At 65.1% G+C, this 22765-nt stretch carries 15 protein-coding genes and 1 riboswitch; of the genes, 4 read left to right on the forward strand and 11 right to left on the reverse strand.

Translation table 11 applies throughout. The features are described from left to right. The first annotated feature begins 779 nt into the window (after positions 1-779). Positions 780-2075, forward strand: coding sequence for a carbohydrate porin (locus ACT6QG_RS03570; protein WP_444976233.1), 1296 nt, complete (start codon positions 780-782; stop codon positions 2073-2075). 83 nt (positions 2076-2158) lie between these two features. Here the strand turns inward: ACT6QG_RS03570 and ACT6QG_RS03575 are convergent, their stop codons facing one another. From ACT6QG_RS03575 to cobO, 11 genes are all read right to left on the reverse strand, one after another. Further along, positions 2159-3199, reverse strand: a complete 1041-nt coding sequence (locus ACT6QG_RS03575) for a glycosyltransferase family 2 protein (RefSeq protein ID WP_444976234.1) — start codon at positions 3197-3199, stop codon at positions 2159-2161. Positions 3200-3318: 119 nt separating this feature from the next. Then, a complete protein-coding gene (locus ACT6QG_RS03580; RefSeq protein ID WP_444976235.1) occupies positions 3319-5526 on the reverse strand; it encodes a 3'-5' exonuclease in 2208 nt (735 codons plus the stop codon). After that, positions 5523-5912 carry a response regulator transcription factor gene (locus ACT6QG_RS03585; protein WP_444976236.1) on the reverse strand — a complete coding sequence of 130 codons (390 nt, stop codon included), beginning with the start codon at positions 5910-5912 and terminating at the stop codon, positions 5523-5525. The genes ACT6QG_RS03580 and ACT6QG_RS03585 overlap by 4 nt, the downstream gene beginning before the upstream one ends. A gap of 93 nt (positions 5913-6005) precedes the next feature. Beyond that, positions 6006-8732: an ATP-binding protein gene (locus tag ACT6QG_RS03590; RefSeq protein ID WP_444976237.1), complete on the reverse strand. Its 2727-nt coding sequence runs from the start codon at positions 8730-8732 to the stop codon at positions 6006-6008. 42 nt (positions 8733-8774) lie between these two features. Beyond that, entirely contained in the window at positions 8775-9194 is a 420-nt protein-coding gene (locus ACT6QG_RS03595) for a hypothetical protein (protein ID WP_444976238.1), read from the reverse strand. A 26-nt stretch (positions 9195-9220) separates the two neighbouring features. Next, positions 9221-10678 carry a DUF294 nucleotidyltransferase-like domain-containing protein gene (locus ACT6QG_RS03600; RefSeq protein WP_444976239.1) on the reverse strand — a complete coding sequence of 486 codons (1458 nt, stop codon included), beginning with the start codon at positions 10676-10678 and terminating at the stop codon, positions 9221-9223. Positions 10679-10787: 109 nt separating this feature from the next. Next, positions 10788-12515 carry a cation acetate symporter gene (locus tag ACT6QG_RS03605; protein ID WP_444976240.1) on the reverse strand — a complete coding sequence of 576 codons (1728 nt, stop codon included), beginning with the start codon at positions 12513-12515 and terminating at the stop codon, positions 10788-10790. After that, positions 12512-12820, reverse strand: coding sequence for a DUF485 domain-containing protein (locus ACT6QG_RS03610; protein ID WP_444976241.1), 309 nt, complete (start codon positions 12818-12820; stop codon positions 12512-12514). Before ACT6QG_RS03610 ends, ACT6QG_RS03605 begins: the two co-directional genes overlap by 4 nt. A 518-nt stretch (positions 12821-13338) precedes the next feature. After that, the gene (cobF, locus tag ACT6QG_RS03615; protein ID WP_444976242.1) at positions 13339-14121 is read right to left on the reverse strand and encodes a precorrin-6A synthase (deacetylating); all 783 of its coding nucleotides are present in this window, start codon (positions 14119-14121) and stop codon (positions 13339-13341) included. Further along, positions 14121-15590, reverse strand: a complete 1470-nt coding sequence (locus ACT6QG_RS03620) for a cobyric acid synthase (RefSeq protein WP_444976243.1) — start codon at positions 15588-15590, stop codon at positions 14121-14123. Before ACT6QG_RS03620 ends, cobF begins: the two co-directional genes overlap by 1 nt. Continuing rightward, on the reverse strand, positions 15590-16210 hold the full coding sequence (gene cobO, locus ACT6QG_RS03625) for a cob(I)yrinic acid a,c-diamide adenosyltransferase (RefSeq protein ID WP_444976244.1): 621 nt from the start codon (positions 16208-16210) through the stop codon (positions 15590-15592). Before cobO ends, ACT6QG_RS03620 begins: the two co-directional genes overlap by 1 nt. Before the next feature lie 94 nt (positions 16211-16304). Continuing rightward, positions 16305-16489: riboswitch (cobalamin riboswitch) on the forward strand. Between the two features lie 181 nt (positions 16490-16670). On the opposite strand from cobO, the gene cobW reads away from it, so the two are divergent. The 3 genes from cobW (at position 16671) to cobG (ending at position 22764) form a co-directional block, all read left to right on the forward strand. Next, positions 16671-17705 carry a cobalamin biosynthesis protein CobW gene (cobW, locus tag ACT6QG_RS03630; RefSeq protein ID WP_444976245.1) on the forward strand — a complete coding sequence of 345 codons (1035 nt, stop codon included), beginning with the start codon at positions 16671-16673 and terminating at the stop codon, positions 17703-17705. Positions 17706-17974: 269 nt separating this feature from the next. Continuing rightward, the gene (gene cobN / locus ACT6QG_RS03635) at positions 17975-21319 is read left to right on the forward strand and encodes a cobaltochelatase subunit CobN (RefSeq protein WP_444976246.1); all 3345 of its coding nucleotides are present in this window, start codon (positions 17975-17977) and stop codon (positions 21317-21319) included. Then, positions 21316-22764, forward strand: a complete 1449-nt coding sequence (gene cobG / locus ACT6QG_RS03640; RefSeq protein WP_444976247.1) for a precorrin-3B synthase — start codon at positions 21316-21318, stop codon at positions 22762-22764. The genes cobN and cobG overlap by 4 nt, the downstream gene beginning before the upstream one ends. Position 22765: the final 1 nt, after the last annotated feature.

Consider the following 22765-nt stretch of genomic DNA (forward strand, 5'->3'; position numbering starts at 1 on the left):
AGACGCGCTGCGTGAGACGCTCGCGAAGGGCTTCACCGATGTCGATATTCTTTCCGGACACGCGTAGGGCCATATGATCTGATCCCCCTTGAGCTCTGGCTGCGGGACAGCACAAACTCTGTTTTTACAAGCCGGCCGGCACCTTAAGAGGTAGGGTTGCTTGAGCGAACTGTCAACGCACTTGCGCAGGCCCGCTCTTGTGCAATGCAAAACATAGAGTATACACCATTTGATATAATCCAGACTGCAACAGGCACCGGGCATCGCCTCCAACACCTTGGGAATGCCCTCTCACGCCCCACCATTACCGGTGCCGGGACACCATGATGACACTTCAATGACCCCGTAGGCAAGCAACCGGCAGATCAGAAGCGCTCTAAACTGCCATAATGAGGAAGCAGATTCCCAATAGGGAATATTTCTCATCATTACAGTCTGAAATCAGGATTATACCTTTAGCCATTACAACATCATTCGTCACACCGCACACCCGTACCACTTGTATCAATTTCAAAATCAATGTGACGTAATTTCCTTGTTCTCGGACGAAGACAGCGATATGCGAAAACCTGGAGGTGCAAGACGCACTTTTCCGGGAATGTTGAAGAGATGACGCGGGGGCGGCAATGGGCTTGCAGTTTTCAAGGGGCAGTGCAGCACCATATGAAATCAGGCCCCGCACCCGCAGTTCCTGGGCACTGCTCACTGGCGCCAGCCTGATTGCTCTCGGCTGCGCAGTCTCGCCGGCCCTTGCACAGGAGCAGGCCTCCTCCCGCCCCATGACCTCCTTCACCCTGCCGCCTTCCGCCAAGGCGCTGCTGGCGCAGGACCAGCTCTTTGGGGACTGGGGCGGCCTGCGCACCCTGCTGGCGGACAAGGGCATCACCTTCAACATCACCCAGACCATGGATATTCTGGGCAATCTCAATGGCGGAACGCGGCAGGGCGGCGCCTATGACGCCGCGTTCGAACCCGAGATGACGATTGATCTCGACACCTTCATGGGCTGGAAAGGCGGCACCTTCTATGCCGCCGGCTATGTCATTCAGGGCCATGGCCTGTCGACCTACTATCTCGACAATATCCTCACCATCACCTCGATCGAGGCCGATCCGCAGGTCCGTCTTGGTGAAATCTGGCTCCAGCAGAGCCTGTTCGATGGCAAGCTGAAGCTGAAGGTCGGCCAGATTCTGGGTGACCAGAACTTCACCATCAGTGATACCGCCGGCCTGTTCATCAACTCCACCTTTGGCTGGCCCGGCAGCTTTGCGGTGGACCAGCCCGGCGGCGGCCCGGCCTACCCTATGGCCACGCCCGGTGTGCAGATCATTATCCAGCCGGATGATGCATGGCTGTTCCAGGCCGCCATATTCAATGGCAACCCCACCGGAAACGGCAAGAACGAGAATGGTCTGGCCTTCCCCATCGGCAATGGATACTTTGCCATTGCCGAACTGGCCTATACATATACTCCGGAAGGAGCGCAGGAATTCCAGTCCAGCACCTACAAGTTCGGTGCCTATTATGATTCAGAAGAATTCGACAATCTGAACATCTCCGAAAATGGCTGGCCGCTGGGCACCCCCAAGGCCTCTTCAGATCCCATGAAGGAGAAGGGCAACTACGCCATCTATGGCATCATCGATCAGGCCCTGTGGACCGAGCCGGGCACGACCGATCAGGGCCTGCGCGGCTTTTCCCGCTTCACCTTCGGCCCCCAGCAGAACCGCAACCAGGTGAACTGGTATTTCGATGTTGGCCTGGCCTATACCGGCCCCCTGCCGGGGCGGGATCAGGATGTGTTCGGCGTGGCCTTCGCCTATGCCAATATCAGCCCCTCACTCGCCAAAAATGCGCGGATCAACAATCTGCTTTCCAATGCGCATGATCCTGTGCCGAATTATGAGGCGGCGCTTGAAATCACCTATCAGGCGGCCGTTGCGCCCTGGCTCTCGGTGCAGCCCTTCTTCCAGTATATTTTCCATCCGGGCGGCAATATCGCCAATCCGCTCAAGCCCAACAGCACCATTCCGGATGCCGCCGTCGTCGGCACCCGCGTGGCGATGACCTTCTGAACATCCCGGGCAGGGCGGGCATCCAGCATCGCCCCTGCCCGCCCGTTTCAGGAAGCCGGACAGACGCCCTCAGACATCAGGCGTCAGGCGTCAGGGGCCTTTTGCGTCATCTTTCTCCAGCGCCGGGCAATAGAGCGGAAGTTCTTTTCCAGAAACCGCGCCCATGGAGACAGGTTTGCCCGCTCGGCGGCAAGCAGTTCATTATTCTGAACCGCCGCCCCCACCCGCGCCGCATCGATCAGCCCGTCAACGGCACACAGAATGCTCCTGTAGGGATAGAAGCCTGCCAGATCGAGATGGCGCATGGTGCCGCGGCATTCGCGGAAGGGCCGCTTCACCAGCTCTCCTGCCGCGCCGGCATGGTAGCTTGCATAGAATGAGCTGAAATCATCGACAGTCAGGCTCTTCTCACGCCGCAGGAAATCCGCGGCCCGGATCGGCCATTGCGCAAACTTGTCATTGTAATCGTGGCGCGATTTCCAGCGCATATAGGCGCACAGGCATTTCGCCACGAGCTGCTCGCGCGAGCGGACGGGGAAATGTGCAAGAGCAATGGTCTTCAGCACGACATCGGGGATCTTGATGCCATTTTGCGTTGCCGAATGGCTGCCATCGGCAATCAGCACATCGGCCGTGCGCGCCAGCTTGCGCGGCAGCGCAACCTTGAACACGGTGCCGGCGCAAGGGGCCGTATAATGCATGCGTGTCAGCGGATTGGGATCGGACAGATCATCCTCCGCCGTCATGATGTAATCAATATTTGTCAGGCCGGCGACGCGGCCTTCGCCGATCCCCGAAAGCTCCTGCTCCAGCGCTTCCCGGCTTTCCGCAATCAGGCACTCATCGCCATCGAGCGGGAAGATGAAATCCCAGTCCTGCTCGGCATAGGCATGGGCCATCAGCCGGGTCATGCTCCTGCCCTGATAATAGCTGCGGGCCGGCGCATGGGGCACAAGTTCCACCGGCAGCCCTTCCGCGCGCAAGGCTTCCAGTATTTGCGGTGTGGAATCGCTGCTTTGATCGTCGATTACGAAGATCTTGTCAAAGAAATGAAGATTATGCCGCGCCCAGGCCTCGATGATGTCCCCTTCATCACGAACGATGGAGATTGCGGCGATTTTCATTCTGAATCCATTTTGCTTGGCTTTTCACGGCGGAAGCGCAGGCCGCCTATAGCAACAAGGCTTTGCCTGCGCAACGCCGCGCCCGGCCCCATACAGGCCCGGGCGCATGGCCGGCTGCCTCAGTAGCGCAGGCGCGCATAATAGCTTTCAGCCGCCGCCTCCCGCGCCTGCCGCAGGGTGAGAATGCCCCGCTGGCGCAGCAGCGGCACCAGCTTCAGGAAAACCTCACCTGTCATGATCGCATCGCCCAGTGCCCGGTGGCGCGCCTCCACCCGGATGCCGAGCCGCTCGGCCAGCGCCTCCAGCCCGTGACGCTCCTCATTGGGATAGACAACGCTCGCCAGCAGCAGGGTATCGAGCACCGGCTGGTCGAACACGATACCGGTGCTGTCCTCCTTCAGCTTGAGAAAGCGCATGTCGAACGCCACATTGTGCCCCACCAGAACCGTATCGGCCACATAGGCGCGAAAGCGCGGCAGCACTTCCGCAATGGTCGGCTGGCCGCGCACCATCTGCGGCGTCACCCCATGCACCGCAATTCCGGCCTCCGGTATGGAGCGCTGCGGGTCCACCAGCTGGTCGAAGCTTTCCCCGCGCAACAGCTTGCCATTGACGATGCGTGTTGCCCCGATCTGGAGGATTTCATCTCCCCCGCGCGGGTCGAGGCCGGTGGTTTCGGTATCGAACACCGTGAAACTGATCTCGCCCAGCTCGCGCTCATCCAGATCCCGGTGGCCGGCACGGGCGGCCAGCAGATCGAAATCATAATATTCCGGACGACTGTCCGATGGGCTGAGCAGGTCCACCGCCTCACCGGCCTCCACCGGCAGGAGAAAGCGGAAGAAGCTGCACGCGCCGCCCTCTTCCCGCTCCAGCCACACCTCGCCGCCATGTCTTTCGGCAACATCGCGCACGCAGAGCGGGGGCATCGCCGCTCCTTTCGGCAGATCCCCCGCCATGGGCAGAGCGGGCCATGTGGTGAGCTTTTCCGCCGGCAGATCAGCCCCCCGCCACATCAGGTCCAGATGCACCCGCCCGCCGGCCGGGGAAAGCCGCAGGGCCAGTTCCAGCCCCGGCTGCTCCGCCTCCAGCTTTCCGGCAAGGAAGGTCAGGGCGCGGATAAGGGAGAAACTGTCCACGCTCAGCCATGGCGCACCCTCCACCTGCGGCGGCGGCATGGGCGCGCCGGTGGCGGCATGAATATGCTCCATGGCCGTGGAGAGCAGATCCGCCCCCGCCATGTTCTGCAAGGGCCAGCGCGTTTTCAGATCCTGCGCCGCATCGACAGCGAGCGCGGCAAGGCGGATGCTCATGGCCCGCACCTCATCGCGCACGATGCTGTGGAAGCCTTCCCTCTCGGCAGGCGCAAGGTCCGGATAATCCAGCATGTCCAGCGCGGCCTGCATGCTGGCGAAGGAGGCCCGGCTGGCTTCCGTCAGCTCCAGCAGCCGCTGGTCGCGCCGCACATGGGCCTCATATTCCTCGGTGATGTCATCCAGCAGCAGCACGAAGCCGGAGATGCGCCCCTCGCCACTGCCCACCACCCCGGTTTCCCCGGCCGGACGCACCGGCGCCATGGAAACCTGCAACAGATGCCCTGCCGGTGTGGTGATGACAAAACGGGCGGAAGAACCTGCTTCCCCGCGTGCAATGCGCCGCTCCACCTCGGCCCGGGCATGGTCGAGATAGGCCGGCTCGATCATGGCATGTATGGAGCGGCCAAGCCCGATGGCGGCGCTGGCCTGAATGCCCGGCGACTCATCGGAATGGAGCACCCGGCGAAACAGGGCCCGCGCCCGCGCATTATAGAGCAGGATGCGCCCTTCCAGATTGCACACCACCACGCTTTGCTCCAGCTCCGCCATCAGGGCGGCAAGCTGGTCCCGCTGCTGGGCCACGCTGCGGCTGGCCTCCGCCACACGGCTTTCCATATCCAGCGCCAGCGCGCGGCGCGTGTCCGCCAGCGCATTGATGGCCTGTGCCAGCTCCATCACCGGGCCGGCTGCATCCGTGCGCACATCCGGCGCGGCAGGGTCTTCCGCCAGAGCCCGCGTGCCATCGGTCAGACGGGCGACCGGCCTCACGGCGCGGGCATGAAAGCGCAGCATGGCGCCCGCCGCCAGCACGGCCGGCAGCAGCCACCAGGCAAAAAGCAGCACCCCATGGCTCTCCGCCAGAGGGCCCAGAATAGCCGTGAGGGCCGCCTGCTGCGCGCCCGAGAGCGTGAGCCAGCCGACAAGGGCGCCAAGCCCGATCCACAACGCCAGCGCAAGGCCCGGCAGGCCGGCCAGAAACAGGTGTCGCCTTTCCGTGCGCGAACCGCTCATGCCATCAGTTCCTCAACCTTCTGCACCAGTTCACGGGTCGAGAAGGGCTTGGTGACATAAAGATCCGCACCGGCCCCCATGCCGCGCGCCATATCGCTCTCGCGCCCCTTGGCGGTGAGCATCATGATCCGGGTGTCACGAAAGGTGGCATCGGCGCGCACGGCAGCGCACACATCAAAGCCGCTCATGCCCGGCATGGTGGCATCCAGCAGAACGAGGCGGGGATGCTCGGCGCGGATCTTCTCCAGCGCCTCCAGCCCGTCCCGCGCCACCAGCACCTCATAGCCGGCGCGCTTCATCATGAATTCGAGGGAGATGACGATATTGGGCTCGTCATCGGCAATCAAAACCTTGCGGCTGGCGGCAGGGCTGGCGTTCAGGCTCATGGTCTCCCCCTCTGTCTCCGGTTGCACCTGCGGCGGCGAGACGACGCGGCGCAATCCTTCTTGTTCTTGCACGTCAACTGGCGCGGGGCGGCCTCACCCCTGCACCCTGAGCGGCAAACGGAAGGCGAAGCAGGCTCCACCTCCGGTTGCCTTTTCATGCCACATGCTACCACCAAAATGGTCCACAATCTGTCGGCTGATCGGCAGGCCCAGCCCTGTGCCGGGGGGCCGGTTGCCATCCTCCCCGCCCTGACGGAATTTCTGGAAAATGGTTTCGGCATCCTCCGGCGGAACGCCCGGCCCATTATCGCTCACCCGCACCACCAGCGCGTCATCCTCCACGCTCAGGCGCAGCTCCACCCGCCCGTTTTCCTCCGGCACGAACTTGGCGGCATTGGAGAGCAGGTTCAGCAGCACCTGTGTGAGCCGGTCCGGGTCCGCGCGCAGCAGCGGCACATCCTGCGGCACATCCAGAACCAGTTGCGCACCGCGATTGCGGAACAGCTCGCTGGTTGTGGTCGCGCTGTTCTGGATGAGGCCCACAATGTCCACATCCACGCTGTGCCATTCGGCAAGGCCCGATTCCAGCTTGGCCATGTCCAGCACCTGATTGACCAGACGCCCCAGCCGCTCACTCTCCTGCACGATGATGCGCAGGAACTCGTCGCGCTGCTCCACCTCCATGTCCGGCGTGTCGTGCATCAGCTCGGACAGGGCGCGGATGGAGGTGAGCGGCGTGCGCAGCTCATGGCTGACGGAAGAGACGAAATCATCCTTCATCTGGTCCAGCGTTTTCAGCTGGGCATTGGCGGCGCGCAATTCGGCCGAGGCAACCTCCAGCGAGCGGGACTTGTCCTCCAGCGCCCGGGCATAGATGCGCAGCTGCGAGGCCTCATTCAGGATCTCGACCACATCATTGATGCCGAGAGGCTCCTCTTCCACCACCGCCGCCACCATCACCCGGGCCGAGGCGCTGCCCACCGCGCCGGCAATCTGCCGTTCCACCAGATCCACAAGGCGGGCATCGGCCTCCAGATTCCGCGCATCGGCCACGCCGGTTTCCCGGGCATGCTGGGCAAACAGGCGCTGGGCGCGCTCTGTTCCCAGCAGACGGGCGGCAAGGGCCATCAGGTCATCCAGCCGTGCCCGCCCGCGCCAGAACACCGGCGCGCCCTCGCCCGTGCGCTCGAAGACATCGACAAACAGCAGCCCCTGGCTGGCATCGCGCGCCGCAGGCGCCCGCCACAGCGAGAGGCCCACATAGAGCGAGATATTGACCAGCAGGCTCCAGAACAGCGCATGGGTGAGATTATCCAGCCCCGAAAGGCCGAAGAGCTGCTCGGGCGCAAGCAGGGTCAGGCCGAACGGGCCATGGGCGAGGAACGCATCGGAAATCCAGCCCGATTTCGCCACCGAGGGCAGCATGAGCGTATAGGCCCACACCAGAAAGCCGCCACACAGCCCGCCCAGCGCCCCGGCTTTCGTCGCCCCGCGCCAGTACATGCCGCCAAACAGGGCCGGGGCAAACTGCGCCACCGCGGCAAAGCTGATAAGGCCGATGGAGACCAGCGCATAAGCCTCGCCCGCCACATGAAAATACAGATAACCCAGCAGCAGGATGGCCAGAATGGCCACACGGCGGATATTGAGCAGAAGACGTGAAAGGTCTCCCCCCGCCTGCGCGGAGAAACTCTTCATCCGCAGCAATGTCGGCATCACCAGATCATTGCACACCATCGTGGATACGGCGATCGTCTCCACGATCAGCATTCCGGTGGCGGCGGAAAGCCCGCCAATATAGGCAAACAGCGCCAGAACCGGAGCGCCATAGGCCAGCGGCAGGGAGAGCACGAAGGTTTCCGGGTCTTCCCCGCCGGGGCCAAACAGCACCAGACCACCAATGGCGAGAGGCAGCACGAAGATATTGATGAGCAGCAGATAGGCCGGAAAGACCCATGCCGCACGGCGGATATGCTGCTCATCCACGCACTCCACCACCATCACCTGAAACTGGCGCGGCAGCAGCAGAACAGACAGCAGGGACAGCAAAGTGAGGGTGAACCACTGGGCATAGCCGAATGCCTCCTGCCCCTCTCCCCCGCCCAGGCGCAGCAGCTCATCCATGCCCGGCAGCGCCTGCGCCTTCTGCCAGATATCTCCCATGCCATTGAACAGGCCATAGGTGACAAAAATCCCCACCGCGAGGAACGCCACCAGCTTGACGACACTCTCGAAGGCGATGGCCGCCACCATGCCTTCATAGCGCTCCGCGCTATCGAGGTGACGGGTGCCGAAAATGATGGTGAAGGCGGCCAGCGCCACCGCCACCACCAGCGCCCCATCCCCCCACCAGGCCGGCAAGGCATGGGCGGCGGCATCCTGTGTCAGAATCTGGAAGCCGGCGGAAACCGCCTTGAACTGCAAGGCGATATAGGGAACGATCCCGACCACGGTGATGAGCGTGACCAGCGCCGCCAGAAGCGGGCTCTTGCCATAGCGGCTGGCGATGAAGTCGGCGATGGAGGTGATGCGATAGGTCTTGGCGATGCGCACCATCTTGCGCACCACCACCCATGCCAGGATCATCGCCAGCATGGGGCCGAGATAGATCGGCAGAAACCAGATTCCGCTCGCCGCCGCCCGCCCCACCGAGCCGAAATAGGTCCAGGCGGAACAATAGACCGCGAGCGAAAGCGCGTAGATCCACCCGTTCGAGATGACCGAGCGCCCCTCTGCCGCGCGCCGGTCGGCATAGGCGGCAATGGCGAACAGCACCAGCAGATAGCCGATACAGGCCCCGATGACGAGGAAGGGACTCATGCCGCCCTCCTTCCCGCCGGCCGGCGGAAACGGGAGGCTGGTTCAGCTCTCGCGACCATGGCGCGCGCCCTCCGCCTCCATACCTGCCCCGGAGACGGAAGCGGCCGACGGCCCCGTCAAGACAGGACGCAGGGCAGGGTGTGCGGATGGAGACGGCCCCTCCCCCTCCATCACCGGCTGTTCCGGCCAGACGGAGGGTATGGCTAACCCTTCTCCCCCGGCTCCCCCCGCCCCGTTCTCCTCTTCCAGCACGCGCCCGCCCGTCCCCCTGCGCGGCCCTGCCTCACAGACAAGCGCCAGCGCCACGATCAGCACCGCCCATACCGCAAACAGCGCCACGGGCAGCAGTGGCAAGCCGAACAGGGTGACAGGATTGTCCCACACCATCAGCAGCGGAAAATTGAACAGCACCACACCAGCCGCGCACAGGGCCAGAAGCACCTGCGGCCGGGGCCCCCTCATGGCGGGGCTTTCATGGCGCTGCCGGTTCATAACCGGTCAAACCGGTAATGCCAGGCCAGCCAGGCCTTGAACTCCCGCACGATGGCAAGGGAATCCTTCAGCGCCTTCCTGTCCAGCGTGCCCAGATCACTCAGGCGGATGGCATTTCCGGGGGCGCGCCCCTGCGCCATCTGCCGCAGATTGTTGGAGAGCTTCAGCCCCATGAGGAAATGCAGGGCGTCGGTCAGGTCCCGCGCGAGGGGAGCCTCGATCCGCCCCTGCTCCACCAGTTCATGCAGGCGTGCCGTGGTGCTGCGCATGGGCAGACGAAACTCGAAGGCCAGCGCGCGCACCCCGTGCACGATGGGGAACAGACCCAGCTTCTTCAGGTCGATCTCCGCCGCCTCGCGCCCTCTCAAGCCCGGCAGGCGCGACCACCAGCCTCCCCCTTCCGCGAACTGCTCCACCGCCCGCGCGAAACGCGCATGGTAGCCGGCATCGTCATTGAGCATGTGGTTCAGCGCGGCGCGGGCCTCGTTCAGCAGCGCCTCGTCACCCGCCACCATCTCCGCATCCAGAAAAATGGCGATATTCATGGGGCCGTCACTGGCTCCCGCCTCATAGATCCAGCGGCGCAGGGTGGCCCGGAACTCGCGGAGGGACTGCCGCCACAGCGGCCGGCTGACCATGATCCCCCCGGGGCAGGGCGGATAGCCGAAGGAGATGAGCGCATCGGTGAATGCCTGTGTCACCTCCTCCAGTTGCGGACAGGTGAAGCCATCACGCAGCAGCAGAGCATTGTCCTGATCGGTCTTGATGATCTGCTCGCCGCGCCCCTCGCTGCCCATCACGATCAGGCAGCTGTTCTCGCGCAGATCATCCGGCGCGAGCAGTTCCCACAGGCGGCGGAACAAATGGCGATTCAGTTCTCCCACCAGCCCGGCAATGATATCCACCCGCACGCCATCGTCATTCAGCACGCCGATGAGGCTGTCGATCTGCCCGGCGGCAACGCGCAATGCCTCCTGATCCCGGGCATTCTCGATTTCCAGCGCGATCAGATGGGAATGGCTGGCGACAAAGGCCATGAGGTCGAGCTGGCCCAGAAGCCCCACCACCTCCTCGCCATCGCGCACCACAACCCGATGGATGCGATGGCGCAGCATGAGGATGAGCGCGCTGTACAGCTCATCATTGACGCTGACGGACCATGGCTCGAAGGTCGCCACCTCACGCACGGCCAGTTGCTCGGGCGGGACGCCGCGGATCAGGGCATCGCGCAGATTGGTGGTGGTAAACACCCCAAGGCGCTTGCCGTCGCGCACCAGCGCATCACTGATGCCCTTGCTGGACAGGGCCCGGCACAGGGTGACGAGATCGGTATCGCCATCCACGAAAAAGGGTTTGCGCAGATAGGCCTCACCGACCCGGGATGACATGAGCGAGATGAACTCGCGCTGTTCCTGTCCCTGTCCCGCCTGCGGCTTGTCGGATGTGGGGCGCATGACACCCTCGTTCTCATGCGCATCAGCCCGCCCCTTGAGGGACGAGCCGCGCTGTTCCGGTTGGTCCCGCGCCGGATACGGACCCGGCGCGGGAAATGTCTGGGTTCGATCAGTGCGAGGACGCCTGCGCCGCACCGATACCCGTCTCGGAGCGCACCTGCTGGGCCACGAAGCCTTCACGGTCCTTCTTGGCACGCGCGCTGCTGTCCGTGATGGAGAACAGCCAGATGCCGACAAAGCCGATGGTCATCGAGAACAGGGCCGGAGAGGTGTAGGGGAACGGCGCCGAACCGGCAGGATTGCCGAGGGTCGCTTCCCACACCGACGGCGACAGGATCGTCAGCACCACCGAGGAGATGAGGCCAAGGAAGCCGCCGATCACCGCACCGCGCGTGGTGCAGTTCTTCCACAGAACCGAGAGGAACAGCACCGGGAAGTTCGCGGAGGCGGCGACCGCGAAGGCCAGCGACACCATGAACGCCACGTTCTGCTTCTCAAAGGCGATGCCGAGGATCACCGCGAGCACACCCAGGGCCAGGGTGGTGATGCGGGTCACGCGCAGCTCCGAGGCGCTGTCGGCCTTGCCGCCCTTGAACACGGTCGAGTACAGGTCATGCGACACGGCAGAGGCACCGGAGACCGCAAGACCGGCCACCACCGCAAGGATGGTCGCGAAGGCCACGGCCGAGATGAAGCCGAGGAACACATTGCCACCCACCGCATTGGCCAGATGCACCGCCGCCATGTTCGACCCGCCGATGAGACCGCCACCGGGCTCAAGGAACTGCGGATTGGTCAGCACGAAGGTGATGGCGCCAAAGCCGATGATGAAGGTGAGCAGGTAGAAGTAGCCGATCCAGCCCGTGGCCCACATCACCGACTTGCGCGCTTCCTTCGCGGAAGGCACGGTGAAGAAGCGCATCAGGATGTGCGGAAGGCCGGCGGTGCCGAACATCAGGGCCATACCGAAGGAGATGGCCGAGATCGGGTCCTTCACGAACGAGCCGGGGCCCATGATGGACTGGCCGGCGGCCGCAGCGGCCGCGGGATCAGCACCCTTCTCGGCGGCCAGATTGGCCTTCACCTGCACCGCGCCGGCAAACAGGCGCTCAGGGCTGAAGCCATAGTGCAGCAGCACCATGAACGCCATGAACGATGCGCCGCCGAGCAGAAGGCAGGCCTTGATGATCTGCACCCATGTGGTGGCGGTCATGCCGCCGAACAGCACATAGACGATCATCAGCACGCCGACGATCACCACCGCGATCCAGTATTCGAGACCGAACAGCAGCTTGATGAGCTGGCCTGCACCCACCATCTGGGCGATGAGGTAGAAGGCCACCACAACCAGCGTGCCGGAGGCCGCGAACACGCGCACCGGAGTCTGGGCGAAGCGGAAGGCGGCCACGTCGGCAAAGGTGAACTTGCCAAGGTTGCGCAGGCGTTCCGCCATCAGGAAGGTCACGATCGGCCAGCCGACAAGGAAGCCGATCGAGTAGATCAGGCCATCGAAGCCGGACGCCATAACGGCAGCGGAAATACCCAGGAAGGATGCGGCGGACATATAGTCGCCCGCGATCGCCAGCCCGTTCTGGAAGCCGGTGATGCCACCGCCGGCGGTGTAGAAGTCCGCCGCCGACTTGGTGCGGCCCGCCGCCCATTTGGTGATATACAGCGTGGCCAGCACGAACACGCCGAACATGATGATGGCGGTCCAGTTCGTCGCCTGCTTTTCAGCGACACCAAGGTCGCCGCCAGCGGCATGAACGAGGGACGGCACGAGGGTGGCGGCGGCGAGAACCGAGGCCAGCCCGAAAAGCTTCTGAGCGGTCTTCACTTGAGAACCTCCCGCTTGATCTTCTCGGAAAGGGCGTCGTACTCGCTGTTGGCGCGCTGCACATAGATGCCCGTGATGATGATGGTGAACAGGATCACGCCGAAGCCGATCGGGATACCGTAAGTCATCACCCCATCACCGATACGGGTGGAGAGGAACTCCTTGTTGAAGGCCACCAGCAGGATGAACCCGTAATAGACGATCAGCATGAGAATCGTCAGGATCCATCCAAAACTTGAGCGCTTTGATTTCAACAATTGATAATCAGGGTTTGCCGAGATTTTCTCGACCAGTGATGTTTCCATCTGATGCTCCCTAGATCGCCCGGTTTTCCAGACGTGTGTTCTTTTTTCTATTGAACCGCAGCCACCCAGCCCCTCCGGCCGGCAGTCTGCCAAGATCTCAAGTATTAGCAGACCTGCGCACAGCGCATACCGTACTTTTGGCGATATAGACTAAAGCTGCGGATTCATGCCTGCCGGAAAGCGCGATGCGCGGATGACGTTTTTTCCCGCCATTCCCCAGCGAAATGGGGCGCTTGCGCCCTTCCTGAGAGGTATAATTTTTACAGATACAATCAATTATGGAATATAAAATAAAATATTAACTGCACCAGATCATGGCATTCAGTCCATATTAACCATGATTTTCGAAGATGACCGAAAATACCAAAAGATATTGGCCAACCTTCTTCAGAAACAGAAGCAAGGTTACATATCTGAATTCACCCTGATTTCCGCTTCAGGGAAGCCGCCCGCCCCATTGCGGGAGCAGGACAGGCGGAAAAAGATCGGTCACCGGGTGCAGCCGAATGCGGGCCGGATCAAAATGCCCGATCAGCCATCCCGGCGGGGATACGGCGCAGCAGATAGATATCCATGATCCATCCATGGCGCCGGCGCGCCTCCTCCCGCGCGGTGCAGATGCGCGCGGCCAGCAGGTCCAGGGGGCCGTGCATGAGGATCTCCTCCTCCATGCCCAGATAGGCCCCCCAATAGATTTCAAGGCCCTGTGGATCGATCCGGCTGAAGGTCTGCTCCCCATCCAGCATCACCACCACGCTGTCGGCATCGGCGGGAAAGCCATCCCGCAGCTTGCGGCCCGTGGTCAGCAGCACCGGCTCGCCGATCCGGTTGAGCGCGATGCGATGGCGGGCGGCCAGCATCTGCACGCTGGAAATGCCGGCGATCACCTCATGCTCGAACATGACCGAACCGCGCGCCTGCATCCGGTCGAGAATGCGCAGCGTGCTGTCATAGAAGGCCGGGTCACCCCACACCAGCATGGCCCCGCACCCGTCCTCCGCCAGTTCCCGCAGGAAGGCACCGGCATAGGCCTCCTCTATGCGGGCATGCCAGTCGGCCACGGTGGCGGTGTAATCGGAAGGGTTGGGCGCGCGGGCGGGAATGTCCACATCCACGAAGCGGTAGGCATCATGGCGGATATACCGCTTGCAGATGTCCTCGCGCACATGGGCCAGCGTCTCCTTCTGCGGGCCCTTGCGCGGAATGAAGAACACCTGCGCCTGATTGAGCGCCTCCACCGCCTCCATGGTCACATGGGCCGGGTTTCCGGTGCCGATGCCGATGACCAGAATCCTGCGCATCACATTCCCTTTCCCGCATCGGCCAGATGCAGCAGCGCCGCACAATCCAGATGGGCTTCCAGATGGTCGGCGAAGCGGTCCAGAACCGCATCCACCATCGCCTCATGGGAAAAGGCCGAAGCCTGCGCGCCAAGCTGCGCCAGCACATGGCGCCGCAGGGCCGCGCCGGCGAACAGCCCGTGCAGATAGGTGCCGCTCACCTGCCCGCCGGCAGAGCGCGCGCCATCTGTCCGCCCTCCCTCCAGCAGGGCGAAGGGCCGGGCGGTATCCGGCCCGGTGGTCACTCCCATATGCATTTCATAGCCCTCGACCGGCACATCATTCTGCACCAGAAGCCCCCGGGCCAGGGCCAGCCGCTTGGTTGTCTCCATGCGCGTTTCCACATCGAGCAGGCCCAGCCCCTCCACGCGGCGCGGCGGGCCTTCCAGCCCGGCACTGTCATCAATGAAACGCCCCAGCATCTGGTAGCCGCCGCACAGGCCCATCACCCGGCCACCGCGCCGCAGATGGGCCTTGATGTCGATGTCCCAGCCCTCGGACTTCACAAACAGAAGGTCATCGATGGTCGCCTTGGAGCCGGCCAGCAGGATCAGCGCCGCATCCGCCGGCAGGGGCGTGCCGGGGGAAATGAAGCGCACCTCCACCCCCTCCTCCTCGCGCAGCGGATCAAGATCATCGAAATTGGACAGGCGCGGCGTCACCGGCACCACGATGAGGGGCTTTCCGGGCCTGCGGGGCGAACTGGCAAGCCCCAGCGCATCTTCTGCCGGCAGGCGGCGGGCCTCATCGAAATGGGGCACCAGCCCCAGCGCGGTCCAGCCCGTGCGCTCGGCAATGATGTCCATTCCTGCGGAAAACAGCGCCGGATCTCCCCGGAAGCGGTTGACGATGAAACCGCGGATCATCCGCGCATCCTGCGGATCGATGACCGCCTTTGTGCCCACCAGCGCGGCGATCACCCCGCCGCGATCAATATCGCCCACCAGAATGACGGGCGTGCCGGTGGCGCGGGCAAAGCCCATATTGGCGATATCCGCGGCGCGCAGATTCACCTCCGCTGCTGAACCGGCCCCTTCCACCAGCACCAGATCGGCCTCGGCTCCCAGATGCGCGAAGCTTTCCTGCACTGCCGCCATCAGCCGGGGCTTCAGGCCCTGATACTCCCGCGCGCGGGCGGTGCCGAACACCCTGCCCTGCACCACGATCTGCGCGCCGATATCGCTCTGGGGCTTCAGCAGAACCGGGTTCATGTGCACGCTGGGCGCCACTCCTGCCGCCCGCGCCTGAAGGGCCTGCGCCCGGCCGATCTCGCCCCCGTCCGCCGTGACGGCGGCATTGTTGGACATGTTCTGCGGCTTGAACGGCCGCACCCTCAGCCCCTGCCGCATGAACACCCGGCACAGCCCCGCCACCAGCAGCGACTTGCCCACATTGGAACCGGTGCCCTGCACCATGAGGGCGCGCGCCATCAGAATTCTATGCCCTTCTGCGCCTTCACCCCGGCTTTGAAATGATGCTTCACCAGCCCCATTTCCGTCACCAGATCCGCCGCCTCGACCAGTTCCGGCCTGGCGTTGCGCCCCGTCACCACGATGGTCAGGTCCGGCCGGCGGCTGGTGAGGGCGCAAAGCACCTCATCCAGCGGCAGATAATCATAGCGCAGGGCGATGTTCAGCTCGTCGAGCACGAGGAGGCGGATCCCGGGATCATCCATCAGCTCGCGCGCCTTTGCGAAGGCGGCCTCGGCGGCGGCGATGTCGCGGGCCTTGTCCTGCGTTTCCCAGGTGAAGCCCTCGCCCATGGTGTACCAGCGGATCTGCGGGCCGAACCGTTCGAAGGCGGTGCGCTCGCCGGTTTCCCACGCCCCCTTGATGAACTGGACGATGCCCACCTTCCAGCCATGGCCCAGCGCGCGCAGCAGCAGCCCCATGGCGGCGGTGGACTTGCCCTTGCCCGGCCCGGTATGGACCATAAGGAGACCCTTCTCGATGGTCTTTTCCGCCACCTCCCTGTCCTGCACCTCCTTGCGCTTCCTCATCTTCTCGCGGTAGCGCTCGGCTTCGCGCTCATCCTGTCCAGGGTTGTCCATGGGGCTCTCCTGCAAATGGCACTGAAAAGGCGGGAGGACGTGCACAGGTCTGGCTCTGCGGCATGCCGCACGCTTGCGCAGCGCAGCGCCGCCCTTTAACCCTATAAGCGACGGTGCCTCGAAGTTCGAGGTGAAAAGGGAATGCGGTGGAAAAGCCGCGGCTGCCCCCGCAACTGTAGGCGGCCCTGCCTTGCGCAACCGGCCACTGGGCGCAGGCCCGGGAAGGCGCGCAAAGGATATGCCGCAAGCCAGGAGACCTGCCGTCATGCCCTGCTTCCATGGGCCCATCCGCCGGGGTGGCGGCTGGCGCTGTGCCGGACGAATGTCCGCTCCGTCCGTGGAAGTTGACCGGCGCCTGCCGGAGCCTGACGGAGCAGATGATGTCGCGCCTTTCACACGCCTGTAGCGCCCCCGGTGCGCATGTGCACGCTGTAGAGACCATGTGCGTGGAGGCGCGCTCATGAGCACCCTTGCCAAAGTCCCCTGCACCATCGTCACCGGCTTTCTCGGGGCGGGCAAGACCACGCTGGTGCGTCATGTGCTGGAACAGGCCAATGGCGCGCGCATCGCCGTGCTGGTGAACGAGTTTGGCGATGTCGGCTTCGATGGCGCGTTTCTCGAAGGCTGCGGCATAGAGGGCTGCGATGAGGGCCGGGTGGTGGAGCTGCCCAATGGCTGCATCTGCTGCACCGTGGCGGATGACTTTGTGCCCGCGCTGGACCAGCTTCTGGGCTCGGACAACCCGCCCGACCATATCCTCATCGAAACCTCCGGCCTCGCCTTGCCCAAGCCGCTGGTGCAGGCGTTCAACTGGCCGCAGATCCGCTCGCGCGTGACGGTGGATGGGGTGATCGCGGTGGTGGATGGCCCGGCCGTTGCCGCCGGCTTCTTTGCCGATGACCCGCAAGCCCTCGCCGCACAGCGCGCGCAGGATCAGGCGGTGGATCATGACAACCCGCTGGAGGAGGTGTTCGAGGACCAGATCCTGTGCGCCGATCTCATCCTTCTCAACAAGGCGGACCTGATGGATGCCGCCGGCAAGGCGCAGGCCAGGGCGGAGATTTCCGGGCATCTGCCGCGCGCGGTGAAGATCGTGGAAACCGCCCATGGCGTGGTGGAGCCGGCCCTTCTGCTCGGCCTCAATGCCGCCGTGGAGAATGATCTCGACGCCCGCAAGACCCATCATGACGGCGAGGAGCCGCATGATCATGATGACTTTGAAAGCATCGCCCTGCCGGTGGCCGAGGCCGCCTCGCCCGAAGAGCTGGCGGCCCGCGTGGCGCGCGCGGCCGAGGCGGATGGCGTACTGCGCATCAAGGGCTTCGTGCCTGTCGCCGGCAAGCCCATGCGGCTGGTGGTGCAGGGCGTGGGGCGGCGCATTTCCCACCATTTCGACCGTCCATGGGCGGCGGGTGAGGCACGCGAGGGCCGGCTGGTGGTGATCGGCCTGAAGGACTTCGACAAGGATGCCGTGGCGCGCGCTTTGGCGGGCTGAACGGGCCGGGCAGCAGAAGGGGTGGCAGGCAGCCATGCATGCGCCGCCTGCCCCCTCCGCCCGACAGGGTCTGGTCATGTGGATGGGCCAGAAAACATCATCCGGTCATCCGGCCGCAATTCAGGTGCACGGTGAGAAACAGGCAGGCAGGGGCGATCAGTTTGCGGAGGCGGCAGTCCTGCGCGGGGCGCAGGCATACACGCGGCCTGCAGGCGCATGGGGCCAGCCGGCCCCGCACCCGCACGACCGAAGCCGCAGGATAGACGATCATGCATCTTCTGCCGGTCAGCACTGTCAGCCTGGATGATGGCGAAGCGGCCATTGATCTTGACCAGCCCCCCGGTGACGTGGTGGTGCTCTCCTTCGCGGACAGCGACCTTTCCGCCCTTGCCATGGCCCATCTTGCCATGACGCGCGCGCCCATGCCCCCCGCCGGTGCACTGCACGCCCCGCCCACCCTGCGCCTTGCCAGCCTGAAGAAGCTGCGCCATCCGCTTTCGGTGGATTTCCATGCGGAAAAGACCATTTCCGCGGCTAAGGCGGTGGTGGTGCGCTGTCTGGGCGGGCTGGACTACTGGCGCTACGGGGTGGAAACACTCAGCGCCCTGTGCCGCGCACGCGGTATTGCACTGTGCATTCTGCCGGGTGACGAGCGCGAGGACCCGCGCCTTGCCGCCCATGACACGGTGCCGCCGGAACTGCGCGCAAGGCTTGCGGCCTGTTTCCGCGCGGGCGGGGTGCAGAATATGGAGATTGTGCTGCGGCTGGTGGCCCGCGACATTCTGGGCCTTCCGGTCCCGGTGCCGTCGCCGCAGCCCGCGCCGAAACTGTTCCAGTGGGATGCCGCCCGCGGCATCTGCCCCCTGCCCGCCGCGGAAGGCACCACATCGTGCCCGCGCGCCCTCATTCTCGCCTATCGCTCCGCGATCCTTGCCGGAGAGACGGCGCCGCTGGAACATCTGGCGCAGGCTCTTGAGGCGGAGGGCCTGTCCCCCTTCATTCTCGGCCTCACCAGCCTGAAGGACGAGGATGTCGCCAGCGCCCTGGCAGAGCATCTGCGGGCCTTTCCGCCGGATGTCATCTTGTCCACCACCGCCTTTTCCGCCCGTCAGGATGAAGGCTTCGTGCTGGATGAGGCCGATTGCCCCATTCTTCAGGCCATCCCCTCGGGCAGCACATGCGCGGCATGGATGCAATCCGGGCGCGGGCTTGCGGCAGCGGATCTGGCCATGCAGGTGGCCCTGCCCGAATTTGACGGCCGTCTTTCCGGCTATCCCGTCTCCTTCCGCGAGGAGCTGGAGGAAGACCCGGCCCTTGCCTTCACCCGCCGGGTGCAGGTGCCCTATAGGGAAGGCATCGCCGCCCTGGCCCGGCAGGCCGCGTGCTGGGTGCGCCTGCGCCACACGCCTCCCCATGAACGGCGCCTCGCCATCGTCCTGCCCGATTATCCCGCGCGGGGCGGGCGGGCCGGTTTCGCCGTGGGGCTGGATACACCCGCAAGCACCTGTTCCATCCTTGATCTGCTGGCGCAGGCCGGCCATGACACCGCCCGGACATGGGATGGACAGGCCCTGATGGCCCGGCTCACCGGCGCGCGGACCGCACAGGCCCTCACTTTGCCGCTGGCGGAGTATGAAAGCTGGCTGGCCGCCTTGCCGGATGCGCCGCGCACCGCCCTGCTGGAACGATGGGGCCGGCCGGGCGATGATCCGGCCTGTGTTCGCGGGGCATTCCGCTTTGCGGCCCTGCGCGCGGGCAAGGCGCTGGTCGCCCTGCAGCCGGACCGCAGCCGCGGCGTGGATCGCAAGGCCATCTATCACGACCCCGAAGAACTGCCGGTCCACGCCTATCTGGCCTTTCACCTCGCCCTCGCGCGACAGTTTGATGCACTGGTCCATCTGGGCACCCATGGCACGCTGGAATGGCTGCCGGGCAAGGCCGTGGCCCTCTCCCCCCTGTGCTGGCCGCGTCTTGTGCTGGCCGGCCTGCCGGTCATCTATCCCTTCATCGTCGATGATCCCGGCGAGGCGGCGCCGGCGAAGCGGCGCATCGGCGCTGTCACGCTCGGCCATCTCACCCCGCAGGTGGGCGAGGCAGGGCTGCATGGCGAGGCGGCGGCCCTGCGGGCGCTGGTGGAGGAATATGCCAGCGCACAGGTGCTCGACCCGCGCCGGGCCGATCTCGTCGCCGCCGACATTCTGGAGCGCGCCGAGCTGTGCGGCCTTGCCGCCGAATGCGGTGTGACGCGGGACATGGCGCTGACCGGGGCCGGCATGAGCGATGCACTGAGCGCGCTGGATGCGCATCTGTGCGATATTGGCGAAGCCTCGGTGCGCACGGGCCTGCATGTCTTCGCCGCCGCACCGGCCGGTTATGAGGATTGCTCCGCCGGAGAGCGGGAGGGGCTGCTGCGGGCGGTCAATGGGCGTTTCGTCATCCCCGGGCCGGCCGGGGCGCCGGCGCGCGGGCGGCGCGATGTTCTGCCCACCGGGCGCAATCTGGCGACGCTGGACCCGCGCGCGATTCCCACCCGGGCCGCAACCCTTCTGGGCGAACGGGCGGCGCATGAGGTGGTGCGCCGCCATCTGCAGGACCATGGCGACTGGCCACGCCGCATCGTCATGGATCTGTGGGCCTCCCCCACCCTGCGCACGGGCGGGGAAGACATGGCCCACGCATTGGCCCTGATGGGCGCGCGCCCGCGCTGGGATGATGGCTCCACCCGTGTCACCGGGGTCGAGATCATCCCCCTGCCCAAGCTCGACCGGCCGCGCATCGATGTGACTTTGCGCATTTCCGGGGCGTTTCGCGATACCTTCCCCGGGCAGATCGCCCTGCTGGATCAGGCCATCCACGCCATCGCCGCGCTGGATGAGGATGCGGAATGGAACACACTGGCCGAAAGCCGCCGCAAGGGCGAAAGCCTCCAGCGCATTTTCGGGGCGGCATGGGGGCGATATGGGGCGGGTGTTTCCGGCCGGGCACTGGATGGCGCATGGGAAGACAGCGCCGATCTCGCCCGCATGTATCTGGCCGAAAGCGCCCATGCCTTTGGCGGGCGCGAGGGACAGGCCGAACACAGCGACGCCTTCGCCGAACGCATCCGCGCCGCACAGGCTTTCATCCATGCAACCGATGTGGCGGAGCGTGACATACTGGATGGCGATTCCATCGCCGACAGCTTTGGCGGGTTCGCGGCCGCCGCCCGCCTGCTGGGGGCCAGTCCCGCCCTCTACAGCCTTGACACCTCCCGCCCCGAGCAGCCCAGAAGCCGCACCCTGCGTGAGGATCTCGGGCGGATCGTGCGGGCGCGCCTGACCCATCCGGCATGGATAGAGGCCCAGCTCGCCCATGGCTGGCGCGGGGCGGCGGAGCTGGCGCAGGGGCTGGATGCGCTCTGCGTGTTCGCCGCCACCACGAAAGAGGTGCCCCCGACAGCTTTTGATGCCATCTTTACCGCCTGGATCGGGGATCAGACGGTGAACAGGGCATTGCGCGCAGCCAATCCGCAGGCAGAGGCGGCCATTCGTGAACGGTTGCAGGACATGCGCAGGCGCGGCCTGTGGCAGACCCGGCTCAACTCCATCGCCCTCCTGGACGGGGACGCCCCATGAGCGCTCTCACCCAGAAGGGGGTTCCGGCAGGCGCGGCGCCGGCTTCATCCCTGTCCTGTCCGCCTGCCCCCGCCCTCCGCGCGCCCTCCTGCCCCTCCCCGGTGGTGGAGGCCATGGCGCGCGGCTGGTGCCCTGGCCTGTCGCGGCCCATGGCCTCGGGAGACGGGCTGCTCGCCCGGGTGCATCCGCCAAACGGCATTCTCTCGCCACGACAGGCGCTGGCATTGGGGGAAGCGGCGCGCATCTGCGGCAACGGCCTGCTGGACATCACCAGCCATGCGAACCTGCAAATCCGGGGCGTGCGGGCCGAGACACTGGGGCCACTGCGTGCCCGCCTCACCCCTCTGGGGCTCGACGATGCCGGCCGCCGCGCACCCTATCGGGCAACGGTCATCTCCCCTCTTGCCGGGCTGGATGAGAGCGAGCAGGTGGATGGGCGCACTCTGGCCGATCTCGTGGAGGCCATTGTCCGCACTGTCCGGCTGCCCCCCAAATTCCTGATCGGCGTGGAGAGCGGCGGACGCATCGCCCTCGACCATCTGGCCCCGGACCTGCGCCTGATCGCCAGCGCGCCGGGGCAGGTGCGGCTGGTGCTGGCGGGCGTGCCGGCCCTGACCAGCCCGCCCCTTCCGGTGGCGCACATGCTGGAGCTTCTGCCCCGGCTGCTGCAGGCCATTTCCGCCATGCAGCATGCGGTGAACCGGCGCCGGGTGCGGATGCTGACAGGCAATGCCCGGCGGGCCCTGCTGGTGCAGGCCGGCTTCGCCTCAACCGCCCGCCTCTCTCCCGATGACGGCAATGGTGATGGGCAGCCCCGCCTTGCCGCCGGCATGTCCCTGCTCCAGGGCATGTCCCTTGCCCCCCACCTCTCCCGGCCGAAAATGTCGCGGGCCGGCACATGCCGGCTGGCCAATGGCACCTTCGCCCTGTTCGCCGCCCCGCCCTTCGGGCAGATGACCGCACGGGCGCTGGAGAGCATCGGCCTGCTGGCGCAGGAGCTGGGACTGGAGGAGATCCGCCTCACGCCCCTGCGCGGCTTGCTGCTGCCGGGCCTGAACGCCGCACATCTCGCCATGGCGCAGACGCGTCTTTCCGCCCATGGTCTCATCACCCGCGCCGAGGACCCGCGCCTGCGGATCATCACCTGCGCGGGCGCACCGGCCTGTGCCCGCGCGCGGTGCAACAGCCATGCCCTCGCCAGCCAGCTTGCCCGCCATCTGGCACCCGCGCCGGGCAGGGAGGCCGACATCCATCTTTCCGCCTGCATGAAGGGTTGTGCCAGGCGCGGACGCTCCCCCCTGACCGTGGTGGCGCAGGGCGAGCGCTTTGCCATCATCCCGGATGGCGGCCCGCTGGATGCGCCACGCCAGCACCTGTCCTTCCCCGAGCTTCTGGCGCAACTGGCCACCCTTGTCCCACACAGCCCCCATGACGAAAGCAGATGAA

The organism is Haloleucobacter ellipsoideus (genome assembly GCF_052491725.1).

What these genes read in the sequence shown, in the direction of transcription:
- ACT6QG_RS03585 (WP_444976236.1), bottom strand. Translation starts at nt 5,912, where the DNA reads ATGAGCCTGAACGCCAGCCCTGCCGCCAGCCGCAAGGTTTTGATTGCC.
- ACT6QG_RS03595 (WP_444976238.1), bottom strand. Translation starts at nt 9,194, where the DNA reads ATGAGGGGGCCCCGGCCGCAGGTGCTTCTGGCCCTGTGCGCGGCTGGT.
- ACT6QG_RS03575 (WP_444976234.1), bottom strand. Translation starts at nt 3,199, where the DNA reads ATGAAAATCGCCGCAATCTCCATCGTTCGTGATGAAGGGGACATCATC.
- ACT6QG_RS03580 (WP_444976235.1), bottom strand. Translation starts at nt 5,526, where the DNA reads ATGAGCGGTTCGCGCACGGAAAGGCGACACCTGTTTCTGGCCGGCCTG.
- ACT6QG_RS03600 (WP_444976239.1), bottom strand. Translation starts at nt 10,678, where the DNA reads ATGCGCCCCACATCCGACAAGCCGCAGGCGGGACAGGGACAGGAACAG.
- ACT6QG_RS03620 (WP_444976243.1), bottom strand. Translation starts at nt 15,590, where the DNA reads ATGGCGCGCGCCCTCATGGTGCAGGGCACCGGTTCCAATGTGGGCAAG.
- cobG (WP_444976247.1), top strand. Translation starts at nt 21,316, where the DNA reads ATGAGCGCTCTCACCCAGAAGGGGGTTCCGGCAGGCGCGGCGCCGGCT.
- ACT6QG_RS03610 (WP_444976241.1), bottom strand. Translation starts at nt 12,820, where the DNA reads ATGGAAACATCACTGGTCGAGAAAATCTCGGCAAACCCTGATTATCAA.
- cobO (WP_444976244.1), bottom strand. Translation starts at nt 16,210, where the DNA reads ATGGACAACCCTGGACAGGATGAGCGCGAAGCCGAGCGCTACCGCGAG.
- cobN (WP_444976246.1), top strand. Translation starts at nt 17,975, where the DNA reads ATGCATCTTCTGCCGGTCAGCACTGTCAGCCTGGATGATGGCGAAGCG.
- ACT6QG_RS03570 (WP_444976233.1), top strand. Translation starts at nt 780, where the DNA reads ATGACCTCCTTCACCCTGCCGCCTTCCGCCAAGGCGCTGCTGGCGCAG.
- cobW (WP_444976245.1), top strand. Translation starts at nt 16,671, where the DNA reads ATGAGCACCCTTGCCAAAGTCCCCTGCACCATCGTCACCGGCTTTCTC.
- ACT6QG_RS03590 (WP_444976237.1), bottom strand. Translation starts at nt 8,732, where the DNA reads ATGAGTCCCTTCCTCGTCATCGGGGCCTGTATCGGCTATCTGCTGGTG.
- cobF (WP_444976242.1), bottom strand. Translation starts at nt 14,121, where the DNA reads ATGCGCAGGATTCTGGTCATCGGCATCGGCACCGGAAACCCGGCCCAT.